Origin of the sequence: Pseudomonas sp. SIMBA_067, from assembly GCF_046534675.1 — a bacterium.
Lineage (GTDB): Bacteria > Pseudomonadota > Gammaproteobacteria > Pseudomonadales > Pseudomonadaceae > Aquipseudomonas > Aquipseudomonas putida.
On sequence record NZ_JAWRYH010000601.1, the window covers coordinates 1 to 265 of the forward strand.

General features: G+C 52.5%; 1 protein-coding gene. It reads left to right on the forward strand.

Going from position 1 to position 265, the window contains the following annotated elements; genetic code table 11:
• Positions 1–265, forward strand: a 265-nt coding sequence (locus SB765_RS30505) for an aminoacyl--tRNA ligase-related protein (RefSeq protein ID WP_410932603.1), incomplete at both ends; no start/stop codon positions are given.

Sequence of the window (265 nt, forward strand, 5' to 3'; positions counted from 1 at the left end):
GTTCTTACGGTCGTGACACGCGTGGCCTGATCCGTATGCACCAGTTCGACAAAGTTGAGATGGTGCAGATCGTCACGCCGGAGCAGTCAATGGATGCCCTGGAAGAGCTGACCGGTCACGCTGAGAAAGTGCTGCAGCTGCTGAACCTGCCATATCGTAAGGTTTTACTCTGCACCGGCGATATGGGCTTTGGATCGACTAAAACTTACGATCTGGAAGTCTGGCTACCGGCGCAGAATACCTATCGTGAAATTTCATCCTGTTC